This window comes from Nocardia sp. NBC_00511 (genome assembly GCF_045161165.1).
Taxonomy (GTDB): domain Bacteria; phylum Actinomycetota; class Actinomycetes; order Mycobacteriales; family Mycobacteriaceae; genus Nocardia.
Genome location: NZ_CP107849.1, coordinates 6,947,155 through 6,962,128 on the forward strand (window position 1 = coordinate 6,947,155; position 14,974 = coordinate 6,962,128).

Annotated in this window: 12 protein-coding genes; 7 read left to right on the forward strand and 5 right to left on the reverse strand. The window is 67.4% G+C overall.

Annotated features, from left to right (window positions below; translation table 11 throughout):
• Positions 1-15 precede the first annotated feature (15 nt).
• The 3 genes from OG300_RS32440 to OG300_RS32450 all read right to left on the reverse strand — a co-directional run bounded on the left by OG300_RS32440 (position 16) and on the right by OG300_RS32450 (position 3,261).
• Positions 16-369 carry a metallopeptidase family protein gene (locus OG300_RS32440; RefSeq protein ID WP_405487590.1) on the reverse strand — a complete coding sequence of 118 codons (354 nt, stop codon included), beginning with the start codon at positions 367-369 and terminating at the stop codon, positions 16-18.
• A gap of 31 nt (positions 370-400) precedes the next feature.
• Positions 401-1,555 carry a septum formation family protein gene (locus OG300_RS32445; protein WP_405487592.1) on the reverse strand — a complete coding sequence of 385 codons (1,155 nt, stop codon included), beginning with the start codon at positions 1,553-1,555 and terminating at the stop codon, positions 401-403.
• Positions 1,556-1,674: 119 nt separating this feature from the next.
• A complete protein-coding gene (locus OG300_RS32450; RefSeq protein WP_405487594.1) occupies positions 1,675-3,261 on the reverse strand; it encodes a GMC family oxidoreductase in 1,587 nt (528 codons plus the stop codon).
• Between the two features lie 182 nt (positions 3,262-3,443).
• On the opposite strand from OG300_RS32450, the gene serS reads away from it, so the two are divergent.
• From serS to OG300_RS32480, 6 genes are all read left to right on the forward strand, one after another.
• Positions 3,444-4,703 (forward strand): serine--tRNA ligase, encoded by a 1,260-nt coding sequence (gene serS / locus OG300_RS32455; protein WP_405487596.1) that lies wholly within the window; start codon positions 3,444-3,446, stop codon positions 4,701-4,703.
• 97 nt (positions 4,704-4,800) lie between these two features.
• Positions 4,801-6,669, forward strand: a complete 1,869-nt coding sequence (locus OG300_RS32460; RefSeq protein WP_405487598.1) for a putative bifunctional diguanylate cyclase/phosphodiesterase — start codon at positions 4,801-4,803, stop codon at positions 6,667-6,669.
• A 94-nt stretch (positions 6,670-6,763) separates the two neighbouring features.
• Positions 6,764-8,041 (forward strand): MFS transporter, encoded by a 1,278-nt coding sequence (locus OG300_RS32465; RefSeq protein WP_405498764.1) that lies wholly within the window; start codon positions 6,764-6,766, stop codon positions 8,039-8,041.
• 93 nt (positions 8,042-8,134) lie between these two features.
• Entirely contained in the window at positions 8,135-9,091 is a 957-nt protein-coding gene (locus OG300_RS32470; RefSeq protein WP_405487600.1) for a DMT family transporter, read from the forward strand.
• A 100-nt stretch (positions 9,092-9,191) separates the two neighbouring features.
• Positions 9,192-10,223 carry a MauE/DoxX family redox-associated membrane protein gene (locus OG300_RS32475; RefSeq protein ID WP_405487602.1) on the forward strand — a complete coding sequence of 344 codons (1,032 nt, stop codon included), beginning with the start codon at positions 9,192-9,194 and terminating at the stop codon, positions 10,221-10,223.
• Between the two features lie 147 nt (positions 10,224-10,370).
• Complete coding sequence (locus OG300_RS32480; protein ID WP_405487604.1) at positions 10,371-10,727, forward strand: calmodulin; 357 nt, start codon at positions 10,371-10,373, stop codon at positions 10,725-10,727.
• Between the two features lie 51 nt (positions 10,728-10,778).
• Here OG300_RS32480 and OG300_RS32485 read toward each other — a convergent pair whose 3' ends face one another.
• Positions 10,779-12,341, reverse strand: a complete 1,563-nt coding sequence (locus OG300_RS32485; protein WP_405487606.1) for a Rieske 2Fe-2S domain-containing protein — start codon at positions 12,339-12,341, stop codon at positions 10,779-10,781.
• Positions 12,342-12,579: 238 nt separating this feature from the next.
• On the opposite strand from OG300_RS32485, the gene OG300_RS32490 reads away from it, so the two are divergent.
• Positions 12,580-13,332 (forward strand): lysophospholipid acyltransferase family protein, encoded by a 753-nt coding sequence (locus OG300_RS32490; RefSeq protein ID WP_405498765.1) that lies wholly within the window; start codon positions 12,580-12,582, stop codon positions 13,330-13,332.
• A gap of 125 nt (positions 13,333-13,457) precedes the next feature.
• Here the strand turns inward: OG300_RS32490 and OG300_RS32495 are convergent, their stop codons facing one another.
• Positions 13,458-14,816 (reverse strand): ammonium transporter, encoded by a 1,359-nt coding sequence (locus OG300_RS32495; protein ID WP_405487608.1) that lies wholly within the window; start codon positions 14,814-14,816, stop codon positions 13,458-13,460.
• Between the last annotated feature and the right edge of the window lie 158 nt (positions 14,817-14,974).

A 14,974-nucleotide genomic window follows, 5' to 3' on the forward strand; every position in this document is an offset into this window, starting at 1 on the left:
TCCCAGCTTAGGGTTTCAGCCCCATCCCAGCTGATGAAGACGCTCGTCGTCAATCCCGAAATAGTGGGCTATCTCATGAATCACTGTGATAGCCACCTCCTGCACCACTTCTTCTTCGCTACGGCACATCCCGAGGATGGATTCGCGATAGATGGTGACGGTGTCCGGAAGGGCGCCACCGTAGTGGCTGAAGTCGCGATCGGTGAGCGCAATGCCGTGGTAGAGGCCCAGAAGCTGAGGGTCCTCGGCATTGCGCGCCTCGATGAGCACGACCACATTCTCGATCGCCTGTGACAATTCCGGCGGAATCAGGTCGAGGGCGTCACCGACGAGTTCCTCGAAACGGTCGTCGGACATGCTGACGGCCATTGCTACCGGTCCCGTTCCGGCATACCGGAATTCATCGTGGCTGGGGGATAACCGGCGGGGCCGCACCGGGCAGCGGCGGCGGGGTGTAGCGGCCGTTGTTGGGCGGCGGCACCGGGGCCTGGCCGTCCACCTGGATGTCGCCCTTGGCCGAGCCGACGATGGTGGAGAAGCCCTGATCGTTGCCCTTGCCGAGCATGCAGTTGAGGCTGCGGCTGCCGACCATCCAGCTGCGGGTGTCGATGAAGTCGAAGAAGACGGTGAGCGTCTTGTCGTGGATGGCGTTGGCGGTGCCGAGGTAGTCGCCCGCGTCCTTGGCGCACTGGTCGGCCATGAAGCTGTCCTGGTCGTCCTTGCTGGGCGGGCCGCCGGTGAAGTGGCCGGCCAGGTCGACGGTGGACATCATCTCGTAGGAGTGCGGCTGCGAGCAGTCGACCGGTTCGCCGGTGGGCAGGCCGTTCTTGATGCCGATGCAGGTGCCGGTGTCGTACACCTTCGACTGATTCACGTCGCGGATGCTGCCGGTGGAGGCGACGGCGGCCGCGCCGCTGATGGTCTCGACCTGTACGCCGCAGCGCAGCGTGCGCTCGCCCGCGCGCCAGCCTTCCTTGCCCGGGTCGATCAGGCTGACATCGAATTTGCCGCGCGGATCGAGCTTTCCGCTGAGGTAGGACTGGGTGGCGCTGGCGCAGTGCTCGTCGCGCAGTTCCAGCATGCGCAGCGAATCCGGGTAGGGCGCACCGGGACCGAACTCCTTGCCCGGGTACTTGCTGAGGTCGACCACGCCGGTGACCTCGAACATGTGCTTGGTCGCGCACTCGACCTTGGAGAGGTCGGTGGCCCCGGACTTGCTCCAGGTCAGGCAGTCTCCGGGCTTGGCGGTGCCGAAGGCCGCGCCCGCCACCGCGCCGGTGGGCTGCGGTGCGCCGGGCGCGTGCGCCTTCACCTTGTTGGTGTCGAAGCCGTTGGACACGAACATGGTGATGAGCACGGCGACGGTGACGCCGACCGCCATCGCCAGCAGACCCCACCGCACCGTGGATGCGGAGAGCGGTCCGTTGCGGTCGAGCTTGGACTCGATCGAGCGGAACGGCGCCAGCACCCGATCCATCGCGCCCGGCTTGCGCCGCTTGGGCGCGCCGGGGCGCGGTGCGGACGGGGGCGGCGGAGGCGCGTATGGCTGGGACATCGCGCTCCATCATTGCAGCGCGACACCGCCCTCGCCAGGAACAACCTGGGTTCGCACCCCCGACCGCGTCGATCATGCGGCCGGGCAAGCGTTTCCGAGCGCACCTGGGTGCGCGTTGATCAGGGGATCAGGTCCGCGGCCTTCTCGCCGATCAGGACGGCGGGGGCATGGGTGTGGCCGCGGGTGATGACCGGCATCACCGAGGCGTCGGCGATGCGCAGCCCCTCCACCCCGCGCACCCGCAGCTCCGGATCGACCACGCTGCTCTTGTCGGTGCCCATCGCGCAGGTGCCGACCGGGTGGTAGAGCGTGTGCGAGTGGTCCTCGAGGCAGCGTCGCAGCACCTCCTCCAGATCGGTGCTGGACGGGACCGCCGGCTGCACCAGATCGCCGATGTAGCCCTTGAGCGCGGGCTGGTTGGCGATCTCGACGCAGGCGCGCAGCCCGGCCATCAGGGCGGCGCGGTCGGAAGGTTCGGTGATGTAGCGCGGGTTGATGCGCGGCGGCGCGAACGGATCCGCGGAGGTGATGGTGACGCTGCCCATGGAGTCCGGCTTGAGCAGGATCGCCGCGAAGGTCAGCGCGTGCCCGTCCGGTTCGCCCAGTCCCTCGGCGAGGTACGGCGCGGGCGCGAAGATCAGCTCCAGGTCCGGCAGGTCCAATCCCTCACGGCTGCGGATGAATCCGTACGCCTCACCGATGTTCGAGGTGAGCTGGCCGCGGCGGCGGACCAGGTAGTTGCCGAGTTCGAGCAGGTTCTTGTCCGCGCCGTAGAGGCTGCCGCCGCGGGTGCGGTAGACGATGGGCGCGGCCAGGTGGTCGCGCAGTCCGCGGCCCACCTCGGGGGAGTGCACCAGGCACGGGATGCCGAGGTCGATCAGCGTCTCGTCGTCGCCGATGCCGGAGAGCTGCAGCAGCTGCGGGGTGTTGATCGCGCCGCCGGACAAAATGACCTCGCGCTTGGCGGTGATCTGCTTGATCTCCCCGCCGATCCGGAATTCGACGCCGACCGCGCGGATGTCCTCGAACAGCACCCGGGTGACGTGCGCGTCGGTGACGACGGTCAGGTCGCGCCGGTTCTGCAGCGCGGGCCGCAGGTAGGCGTCGGCGGTGCTCCAGCGCGCGCCGCGCTTCTGGTTCACCATGGTCTGCGAGAAGCCTTGCGGCTGATCGCTGTTGGCGCGCTCCACCGGATATCCGGCTTCGGTGGCGGCCTGCAGGTAGGTGTGGGTGATGGCGCGCGGACTGCGCTGGCGTGAAATGTGCAGCGGCCCTTGGCGTCCCTCACCGGGTTCGGTGGCCTCCTCGACGGTCTCCATCTTCTGGAAGTAGGGCAGCACCTGTTCGAAGGACCAGGAGGGTCCCGCGTACTTGGCCCATTCGTCGTAGTCGGCGGCGAACCCGCGCACCCACATCATGGCGTTCATCGAGGAGGAGCCGCCGAGCATCTTGCCGCGCGGCCAGTAGACCTTGCGGTCGCTGAGTTCGGGCTGGGGTTCGGTGCGGTAGTTCCAGTCGTTCGGGCCCTGGAACAGCTGGTTGAAGGCAGCGGGAATGTGCGCGAACTTGTCGCTGTCCTCGCCGCCGGCCTCCAGGACCACGACGCTGACGCCGGGTCGTTCGCTCAGGCGTGCGGCGAGTGCTGCCCCCGCGGATCCGGCGCCAACGACGACGAAATCGGCTGTGTGCGGGGTGTACTGGGGCATGGTGACTCCTCGGAAATACCACGGCGGAGCCGCTGGCGAGCTCCCTGCCGTCCCATCCGTCAACCCTATTGCGACGAGCGCCGGTAGGTGGTCCGTAATTACAGGATCGGACCGAATCCGATGCCGCGGCGGATCGGAGGGCAGATAAAACCGCTGGCGGTCGCCCACTAGGCTGTTGCGACATGATCGACCTTCGATTCCTGCGTGAGAACCCGGATGCGGTCCGCGCGTCGCAGCGCGCTCGCGGCGAGGATCCGGCCCTGGTGGATGCCCTGCTCGAGGCGGATGCCGCCCGTCGTGCCGCGGTGCTGGCGGCCGATACGTTGCGCGCCGAGCACAAGGCGCTGGGCAAGAAGGTCGGCAAGGCTTCCCCCGAGGAGCGTCCGGCGCTGCTGGCGCAGGGCCAGGAGTTCTCGGCGAAGGTCAAGGAGGCGGAGGCGACGGAGAAGGCCGCCGACGCCGATGTCGAGGCCGCGCAGCGCGCGCTGTCGAATGTGGTGCAGGAGGGTGCGCCCGCGGGCGGCGAGGAGGACTTCATCGTCCTCGACACCATCGGCACCCCGCGCGAATTCGATTTCGAGCCGAAGGATCACCTGGATCTGGGTGAGTCGCTGGGCATCATCGACATGGAGCGCGGCGCGAAGGTGTCGGGTTCGCGCTTCTACTTCCTGACCGGTTACGGCGCGCTGTTGCAGCTGGGTCTGTTGCAGCTGGCCGCGCAGCGGGCGACCGCGAACGGTTTCACCATGGTGATCCCGCCGGTGCTGGTGCGTCCGGAGATCATGCAGGGCACCGGTTTCCTGGGCCAGCACTCGGCGGAGGTCTATCACCTCGAGGAGGACGACCTGTACCTGGTCGGCACTTCGGAGGTCCCGCTGGCGGGCTACCACTCGGGCGAGATCCTGGATCTGACCGCGGGCGCGAAGCGCTACGCCGGGTGGTCGTCGTGCTTCCGTCGCGAGGCGGGCAGTTACGGCAAGGACACCCGCGGCATCATCCGCGTGCACCAGTTCGACAAGGTCGAGATGTTCGTCTACACCCGCCCCGAGGACGCGGACGCCGAGCATCAGCGGCTGCTGGCCTGGGAGCAGGAGATGCTGGCCGCGATCGAGGTCCCGTACCGGGTGATCGATGTGGCCGCCGGTGATCTGGGTTCCTCGGCGGCCCGCAAATTCGATTGCGAGGCCTGGGTTCCCACCCAGCAGACCTACCGCGAGCTCACCTCGACCTCGAATTGCACGACGTTCCAGGCGCGTCGCCTGAATGTCCGCTACCGCGACGAGAACGGAAAGCCGCAGACCGCCGCGACTTTGAACGGCACGCTGGCGACCACCCGCTGGATCGTGGCGCTGCTGGAGAACCATCAGCAGGCCGACGGTTCGGTCCGAATCCCCGCCGCGCTGGTGCCCTTCGTGGGTACCGAAGTGCTGCAACCGCGCTGAGAATTCGCTGCTGGCGTGTCGCCTGCCGAGAGCCCGGCGTGGCTTATTCCGACGGTTGTGTCTACTGCTGACAGACCTTATGTCTAGGCTATGCACCGTGCGAGGAATCGGGTCTCGCGGCGATACCCGAACCCGGGTGCGGGCGGCATCGGCGCTGGCGACGGCAATGGTCATGGCTCGGACCACCGGGGCGTTCTACGTCATGGGTGGGGTTCTGGGCCTGATTCTCACGGCCGTGGCTCCGGGTGATGAGGGCAATCGGCCGCTGGTCGGCGTGGCCGCTTTCGTGGCGTTGCTGCTTGGTGTCAGTCTGCTGATCTGGGGTCCGCGGCTGCCACATTCGGTGCATCACGGGTATGTGGCGGCGGCGACCGTGCTGGTGACCGTTGCGGTGCACTGGTTTCCGAACACGGTGGGCGCGATCAGCCTGGCTGCGTTCTATGTGTTCGTGGCCTGTGATGCCGCGATCTTCTTCTCCTGGCGGTGGCTGGGCGCGCATCTGGCGTTCGCGATCGCCTGCTGCCTGTGGGTGGTGCCGTCGCGCGGGCTGCCGTGGTGGTCGGGCATCATTCCGGCGGGCATCACGCTCGGAATCGGCATCGTGGTCGGCATTTTGACGCGCATGGCGTCGGACGCCGACATCGATGTGCTGACCGGTCTGTTGAACCGGCGTGGTTTCGATCGGGCGCTGAGCAATGCCATCGCGCATGCCACCCGCACCGGTCAGGGTCTGGCGCTGGTGCTGGTGGACCTGGATCGCTTCCAGAAGATCAACGATCATCTCGGGCATCGGGCCGGTGATGCCGTGCTGCAGCGGGTGGGCGACACCTGGTCGAAACTGCTTGCGCCGGATCAGCGTCTGGCTCGCTACGGCGGTGACGCGTTCGCGCTGCTGCTGCCGGGCACCACCGAGCAGGCGGCGATCCTGCTGACCGAGGAGTTGCGGGCCGCAGTGACCACGGGTTGCTCGGCGGGTGTCACCTCGTGGCAGCCGGGCGAGTCCGGTTCGCTGCTGGTGTCGCGCGCGGATGTCGGTCTGTACCGGGCCAAGCAGGCGGGCCGCAACCGCACGGTGCTGGAGTCGTCGCGGCAGCTGCCCCTCGCGGTGGAGCTGCGTGAGGCCATCGACCGCGGCACCCTGGACGTGCAGTATCAGCCGATCGTGAGCCTCTCCGACGGCGCCACCCGCGCGGTCGGGGTGGAGGCGCTGCTGCGCTGGTCCTCGAACGCGCAGCCGGACGTCACCACCGAGGGCCTGATCCGGGTGGCCGAGGAATACGACCTCATCTCCGATCTGGACGAGCTGGTGTTGCGTCGCGCCTGCGCGGACGCCACCCGTCTGCAGGACACCTTCGCGCAGCTCGATCTGACCTTGAACGTCAATGTGAGTGGCCTGGAGCTGGCCGAAACCGAGTACGCCGACCGGGTTTCCGGGATTCTCGAGGAAACCGGCTGGCCCGCAGACCAACTCGTGCTCGAGGTGACCGAGTCCGAACTGGCCGCCGAATCCGATACCGCGATCGCGAACCTGCACAAGCTCCGTGAGCGCGGGGTCCGCATCGCGATCGACGACTTCGGTACCGGCTATTCGTCTTTGAGTCGCCTGGCCACCCTGCCCAGCGACATCCTGAAGGTCGACCAGTCCTTCGTGGCCGCCATCCGCTCCGATTCCCCCGCCCCGCCGCTGCTCGGCGTCATCGCCGCGCTGAGCAAGTCCCTGGACCTCCAGGTGATCGCCGAGGGTGTGGAAACCGAGTACCAGGCCGCAGTGCTGACCGAGCTGGGTTTCGCGCTCGCCCAGGGTTACCACTACAGCGATTCACACCCCGTCTCCGAGCTGATCAACGACCTCAACGACCGCCACGGCCTGGTGGGCGCGGCGGTCGCCGACCACGAGCCGAACACCAATGGCTGGATCCCCATCGACAATCCGCTTGACGGCTCCGCGGGCGGCGCGCAGAGTTGATCACATGCGCCTGCTCGTGCACCGATGTTGATCTCTCACCGCCGCACCCCGTAACGGAGTAGCCCGCGCCTCCGGCCCGGCCTCACTACGCGCCCTGACCTTCCGGGCCGTCCTCTTCGCGTTCACCGCGGATCTGATTCCGCTGTATGCCCTCTACGCGCTGCTGTTCGCCGCGCACGGCCTGAACGCCGCCCAGATCTCCTCCCTGCTGGCCATCTGGTCCGCGACCTCGTTCGTCCTGGAGATCCCGTCCGGTGCCTGGGCCGACACGGTCGACCGTCGTCACCTGCTCATCCTGTCCGGCTCCCTGCTGACAGCCGGTTTCACCGCCTGGACCCTGTTTCCGTCCTACCTCGGTTTCGCCGCCGGTTTCGTGCTCTGGGGTGCGGCGGGCGCGCTGCGCTCCGGTACCTTCGAGGCCCTGCTCTACGACGATCTGCACGCCCGAACCGCCACCGCCCATTACCCGAAACTCCTGGGCTACACCCGTGCGGCCGCCGAATCCGCTGCTCTCCTCGGCATTCTCGCCGCCGCGCCCCTCTACGCCCGGGGCGGTTACGCCCTGGTCGCCTGGTCCAGCGTCGGCATGGCCGCCCTGCACGTACTCGCCGCGGTGGCCCTGCCCAGCGCCCCGAAGTCGGTGTCCACAGCCGACATCGAAGACCTGGAAGAAGATCCCGACACAACTGTGGATAACTTCGCGACCCCGGAATCCACCGAACCGTCTGCCCCGCAACCAGCTTCGCCCGGCTACCTCGCCATGCTGCGCTCCGGCCTGCGAGAAGCCTTCCGGGTCAAGATCATTCGCCGCGGCGTGATCCTGGTGGCCCTGCTGAACGGGATGACCGCCTTCGACGAATACTTCGCCCTGCTGGCCGACCACGCGGGCGCGGGCCCGTCCCTGGCCGCGATCCTGGTGGCGGTGACGGTCGCGGGATCGCTCGCCGGTTCCCTGCTGGCGGGCCGCACCGAAGGCATGCGTGCCACCACCATGGCCCTCGCCCTGGCGGTCGCGGGCCTGCTCTTCACCACCGGCGCACTCGTCGCCGGATCCGCCGCCCACCACACCGCACAACTGTATGTCCTTACCGCCGTTGGCTTCACCGCCGTCGGCATCGCCTACGGCATCGACTACAACACCGACGTGATCGCCTCGGCCCGCCTCCAGGACGCCATCACCGGCCCCGCCCGCGCCACCGTCACCTCGGTCTCCGGCTTCGCCACCGAACTGATGGCGCTGACCGTCTTCGCCTTCGCCGCCCTCGCTTCCACCTGGCTACCGATCCCGACGATGATCGCACTGCTCGGCCTCCCGCTGCTGCTGGCCGCCGCTCTGGTCCCGACCTGGCTCCCGCGTGACCGGGACGAGTGATCTCGCGAGCCTTCGAGAGCCCCGCCGTCTGCCGGTCGTGGCCCGGTCGACCGGCTGCGAGGTATCGGTCGAATCGTCAGGGAGAATCGGGCGGTGCGCAGACCGGTGGGGATGGTGTTCGGGGGGTGCATCGGCGCTGGGGTCGCGGTGCAGGCTCGGGTGAACGGTGAACTCGGACAGCGGTTGCACGACGGGGTAGCCGCCGCAGTGGTGAGTTTCGGGACCGGGCTCGTACTGGTCGGGGTGGTCTGCCTGGCGAGTCCGCGACTACGGTCCGGGGTCGGCCGGGTCCGGCTGGCTGTTCGGCTGGGGGAGTTGCGGTGGTGGCAGCTACTGGGTGGGTTGTGCGGTGCGGCGTTCGTGGCCTGTCAGGGGGTGGCGGTGGCGGCGATCGGGGTCACGGCGTTCACGGTGTCCGCGGTGGCCGGGCAGTTGGTGAGCAGTCTGGTGGTGGATCGGCTGGGGTTGGGGCCGGGTGGGCGAACGCCGGTGACGGCGTGGCGGATCGGCGGTGCGGTGGTCGCGCTGGGGGCGGTCGGGTTGGCCGCGTTGGATCGGCGATCGAGTGGCGGCGCGTCGTCGATGCCGGAGTTCGTGCGCTCGGTGCCGGTGGGGGTGTTGATCGTGCTGCCGGTGATCGCCGGGGTCGGGGTGGCGTGGCAGCAGGCGGTGAACGGACGGGTCGGCGCGGTGGGTGGCCCGGCGTCGGCGACGCTCGGGAATTTCGTGACCGGGCTGGCGGGGTTGCTGCTGGTGGAGGTCGCGCTGCGGTGGGGCCGTGGGCTGCCGTCCGGATTTCCCAGGGAGCCTTGGCTTTACCTCGGTGGCGTGCTCGGCGTGGTGTTCATCGCGCTGGCGGTGGTGACGGTGCGCTGGATCGGGGTGCTGCTGCTCGGTCTGACTTCGGTGGCGGGGCAGCTGCTGGGATCGATCGTGCTGGATGTCCTCGCCCCGACGGGGACCGGTCTGTCGGTGGCGGCGGTGGCCGGGTGTGCGCTGACCTTCGTGGCGGTGGCGATTGCCGCCCGGTCGCGTGATCGGGCGGCATGATCCCCACGCGTCCCGTGCGTGACCTGGTAGTGGACGGACATCGAAATCCGTTCGGATGATTCGTAATTCGCCGTCAATGTGAGTGTGCGATGGTGCGAACATGGCTATGGACTACTGGGTGTGGGTGGCACGTCTGGTGCTGGCCGTCGTGTTCGGGCTTTCGGCGTGGGGGAAGCTCGCCGATGGCGCGGGCACCCGCAAGGCGGTGGGGGAGTTCGGGATTCCGCTGGCCTGGGTGCCGGTGGTGGCGTGGGGGCTGCCCGCGGTGGAGGCGGTGGTGGCCATCGCGGTGTTGCCGCCGTGGACGGCGGCCGCGGCGGCGCTGGTGGCGATTCTGCTGCTGGGCATGTTCACCGGTGCGGTGGTGCGGCTGCTACAGCACGGAAAGCGGCCGGTCTGTTCGTGTTTCGGTGCGGCCAGTGCCGCCCCGATCGGCCGGGGCACGGTGGTGCGCAATATCGTGCTGATCGCGCTGGCGGGTTTGACCGCGGTGGCGTCGCTGGCGGATCCGGAGGTGCCCGCGGGCCTGCCGATGGATCGGGTGGTGGCCCTGTCGGTGGCGGCGGCGTTCGCGGCGGTGGTGATCTCGCTGTGGGGTGAGGTGCGGGCGTTGCGCCGACGTCTGGACGAGCAGGTGCTGTCCACGCTGGGTGCGGAGGGCCTGCCGCCGGGGGCGGTCGCGCCGGAGTTCGAGGTGCTGAAAACCACTGGCGGCCGGGCGAATCTGGCCGAGCTACTGTCGTCCGGAAAGTCGTTGCTGCTGGTCTTCGTGCATCCGGGCTGCGAGATGTGCGCCGCGCTGGCTCGGGAGCTGCCGCGCTGGCAGTCCCGCGCCGCCGACGCGCTGACCATCGCGGTGCTGGGCAACGGTGATGTGGCGGAGCATGCCGCGTGGGGGCTGGAACAGGGGCTGGGCGAGATTCCGATGCTGGTGCAGCAGGGCAACGAGGCGGCGCTGCGATATCGGGTGCGCGGCACGCCCTCCGGGGTGTTGATCGGCGCGGACGGCCGGGTGGTCGCACCGGTGGCGCGCGGTGCGATCGCCGTGCGTGAGCTGGTGGCCCGGGCGAAAGCTGCTGGGAGGCAGCAATTTACGGAGCAAAACGGGCAAAAGGTATCTAACGTCGAGTGAATCCGGTGACCATGAACGGGGTATTCGGACAAAACGGGTCGGTATTCTAATTCTCTTGTGCGGCAATCGATTTCGATACAGCCGATAATTCGTCGGCCTAACATCGAGAGGCAGGTTCATAAACCCACACCTCGTGAGGGAATCACCATGGACGCCTTTTTCGCATTCACCGATTACTCCGGCAAGGAATTCGTCTTCAAACTGACCAACGAGCAGCGCATCGCCGAGGCGCGCCGCATCCTCTCCGGCGAGGAGACGATGTCCACGCACGTCATGGGCAGGATCCGCAAGCGCGCGGAGCTCTACAACCCGGGCTGGTCGTTCGCCTACGACCCGGACTCCATCAGCTTCTTCACGATGGCGATCGAGGTCTGCGACTCCAGCATCCAGTACACCGAGGACTACCTCGACGAGGCCTGCGGGGCCTTCCTGCCGGGTTGTTTCTGGTGTCCCTGGTCGTCGCGTCTCACTCGGGAACTGCAGGCCTCCGAGGTGGCGGGCTGATCCGCTGATTCCCGAGTCCGGCCGATATCCGCGATACCGGCCGGACTCGTCTCAGCTGTTGGTGGCGGGCGCGTCGAGTCGCCGGGACCGCAGTTCGTGGCCCTTGGAGGTCTTGCAGCGTCCGGATTCCAGATCCCACTGCCAGCCGTGCAGATTGCAGGTCAGCGTATTGCCCTCCACCACACCGAATTTCGACAGGTCCGCCTTGAGGTGCGGGCAGCGTCGCTGGATTTCCCAGCCGTCGAGTTCGGTGGAGGCGGAGTCGTCGTGCGCCTCGTTGAACCAGCCGTCGGCGTATGCGATGCGTTCGTCGGTGAGGCATTTGAAGAAGGTGTAGAGGAATTCGTTGTAGCCGCCGACCCGCCAGGTGGTGAAGCGGGTGGACAGGAAGATGGTGTTGACCCAGTCGGGTTCGTCGTCGCGCAGCACGGTGCGCACCAGCTGCGGGTCGATGCGGAATCCGTAGCGGTACTTGCCTTCTCCCTCGATGGGTGCGCGCACGATGCGCTTGGGGAAGTCCAGCACCACGGTCTCGTCGCCCATCACCAGGCCGACGGCGTAGCCGATGCCGTCGCAGATCAGGTCGCTCTGCGCCATGATCGGCTCGAACTTGGCCTTCAGCGCGGGCAGCAGCGGTTCGCCGTCAGCGCTTGCCCACGAGGCCTTTTCGGCCGCGAGCACCGGTGCCATCCGCTGCGCCATGGCCTCGATGTAGGCGGCCTTGTCGCCGTAGATGGTGTCCGGGTCGACCGGGTGGGTGAGCGAATTCAGTTCCTTGCCGGTGAGATCCGCGGTCGAGCCCGGGATCATCAGCAGCCCGCCCTCGTTGCCGTGGATGCGCATCTGCTCGAGGAAGACGATCTGGTCGGGGAAGATATTGCCTTCGTCGCCGCGATCGTCGTTGAGGTAGCGCAGTTCGTCGTCGAGGAAGACCGGCGGTCCGGCGGACGGGACTACCCAGGTGGCCCCGACCTGTTCGATGTAGGCGCGGCAGCGGTCCATGCCGCGCTGGCGCTTCTGCTTGCCGAAGTTGGCCTTGGTCTTGGTCGGGATGTCGTACACCATCGGGTACCAGATGGCCCCGGAGTACTGCAGCAGGTGGATGTCGATGTGCCCGAACTGCTCGGAGAGCACGTCCATGTCGACGGGCCGCGCGTCGTTCATGTTGAAGCACACGGTCTCACCGTCGGAGACGACGAGGCCGGAGTCGCCGATGGGTCCGTCGGCGGGCGCGCGCAGCGCGATGATCATGATGTCGAGGTCGCCGCCGGGACCGGTCACCGTGTGCTTGACCGAGTCCTCGGTCTCGATGAACTTGGTGAACCCGAGGGCTTCCAACTCACGCTTGAGGTCCGGCACCGGGTAGTCCGGCAGCAGGACTGTCGCGTCCTTGCTCACCTTGTCGGCGAGGTGCTTGGCGTCCCAGTGGTCGCGGTGCAGATGCGACACATAGAGGAAGTCGCAGTTGCCCAGTTCGTCCCAGTCCAGCTGGGTGTTGTCCGGGAACGGGAACCACGACGCGAAATACGCCGGGTTGACCCAGGGGTCGCACAGGATCGTCCCTGCCGAGGTACGGATATGGAACCCGGCGTGTCCGACGCTGGTGATCTGCACGAGCTTGCCTCCCTGACCGATTACCAGCCACCCAGCGTACTGGCTAGCTCGAGACGTCGCCGATGCAGTAACCCTCGTCGCCCGACTTCAGGGTGTATATCTGCTTTGTCGGTTTTCCTGAGGCGGTGGTGAACGGAACCGCCTGCGAACCTCTTTCAGTGTCTTGACGTCACATCTATTCGATGGTGTTACCTGGATCACTGGTTACCGCGTGAGCAGCGACTACGCTAGCGGACTTGTGGAACCCGTCTACTACCCCGTCATCGGGCTGGCCCGCACCATTTTCGCGGCGCAGGGCCTGAAGTTCACCGTCAAGGGCGACGAAAACATCCCGGCGACCGGGGGTGCGGTCATCGCGATCAACCACACCGGCTACATGGATTTCACCTACGCCGGTCTGCCCGCCCGCACCGCGAAGCGCTACATCCGCTTCATGGCCAAGAAGGAAGTGTTCGACAGTTCCGTTTCGGGCCCGATCATGCGCGCCCTGAAGCACATTCCGGTCGATCGCGCCGCCGGCGCCGAGTCCTACCACGAGGCCGTCAACCGCCTGCGCTCCGGCGAACTGGTCGGCGTCTACCCCGAAGCCACCATCAGCCGCAGCTTCGAGTTGAAGGAATTCAAGTCGGGCGCGGCCCGCATGGCCCTCGAAGCGAACGTCCCCATCGTCCCCATCGTCATCTGGGGCGCGCAGCGAGTCTGGACCAAGGGCCACCCGAAACGCCTGGGCCGCACCAACACTCCCATCTCCATCGCGGTGGGCGCCCCCATCGCGCCGTACGAACCCGCCGCCGCGTTGACCGCCGAACTCCACTCGACGATGGAAGCCCTGCTCCTGGATCTGCAGCAGGACTACACCCACGAGCCCGGCGCGTACTGGGTCCCCGCCCGCCTCGGCGGCAGCGCCCCGACCCTCGAGGAAGCCAACGCCCTCGACGCGGCCGAAGCGGAAGAGAAGGCGGCCCGCCGCGCGGAGAAGGCCACCGAGTAGCGCGGCAGTCGACCGCGCAGCGCGGTGATCGGCCGAACCAACTGCGGCCGAACCGAATTCGACACGAACGGCCCCGGGGCGGAGCACCCCTGGGGCCGTTCGTCGTCAATGAGCCGACCGGCGATTCACCCGGCGGTCCGCACTTCCCCGGCCGCCTCGCTGGTCATGGCCTCGGCCGCGGCGACCGCCCCGGCGGGGTCCGGCTTCGCGGCCGGGACGTTGAAATGATCCAGCACGTAGGCGGTTTCGCTGTGTACGGCCAGGTCGAGACCGGTGGCCTCGCTCTCCTCGTCCACCCGGATGCCACCGCACAGCTGCATCACCTTGGCGATCGCCAGGGTGACACCGAAGGTGTAGGCGAGGACCGCGAGCACCGCCACCGTCTGCCGCCACAGCTGATCGAAGCCGCCACCGTAGAACAGTCCCGCGACGGCGTTGGGCGCGTGCGGGTCCGCCAGCAGCCCGATGAGCAGCGTGCCGAGAATGCCGCCCGCCAGGTGGATGCCGACCACGTCGAGTGAATCATCAAGGCCGAAGCGGTATTTCAGGGATACGGTGAAGCAGCACAGTGCCCCGCAGGCCGCGCCGACGACGAGCGCGCCGATCGGTGACACCGCTCCGCAGGCCGGGGTGATGCCGACCAGCGCCGCGATCAGTCCGGAGGCCCCGCCGAGTGTGGTGGCGTGCCCCTCCCGGATCTTCTCCACGATCAGCCAGGCGCAGATGCCCGCGCAGGACGCGGCAAGGGTGTTGAGCACCACCACCGAGGCGCTGTTGCCCGACGCCAGCGCGGAGCCGCCGTTGAATCCGAACCAGCCGAAGAACAGGATGCCCGCACCCAGCATGGTCAGCGGAAGGCTGTGCGGTCGAGGCGAATTCGGGAAGATACGGCGCTTGCCGAGAATCAGCGCCAGCGCCAGTCCGGCCACCCCGGCGTTGATGTGCACGGCGGTGCCGCCCGCGAAGTCGATGGCCTTGAGCTTGTTGGCGATCCAGCCGCCGTGTACCGAGCCGTCCTTGGAGTCGAACGCGAAAACCCAATGGGCGACCGGGAAGTAGACCAGCAGCGCCCAGACGCCCGCGAAGATCATCCAGGAGCCGAACTTCATCCGGTCGGCGACCGCGCCCGCGATTAGCGCGACCGTCAGTGCGGCGAACAGCAATTGGAAGGCCGAGAAGATCGACGGTGGTAGTCCGGGTGTCGCCGGGGCGTCGAGCAGTTTCGAGGATCCGAAGTATTCGAGCGGGTCGCCGAGCAGCCCGTACCCGCCCAGCGAATTACCGAAGGACGCCGAGTAGCCGACGACGATCCACAGCACGCCCACCACCGCGAGCGCGCCGAAGACCATCATCGCCATGTTCAAAGTGTTCTTGACGCTGACCATGCCGCCGTAGAACAGCGCCAGCCCCGCCACCATGATCGACACGGCGGCGAAGGCGGCGAGCATCCACGCGGTGTCGGCCGCGGCTATTGCTTGCTCCATTTTCTCACCTGACTAGGAGTTCCTGATCTGAAACGACGTTCCTGACAGGAATCGTCGTTGCATGACAGTGAACATCTGTCGGTATTGCGGCAGTGTTCATGACTGTGAAAACTGCGTTAACCGGTGTCCGGACCCGCATCATCCATGGTTTCATGATG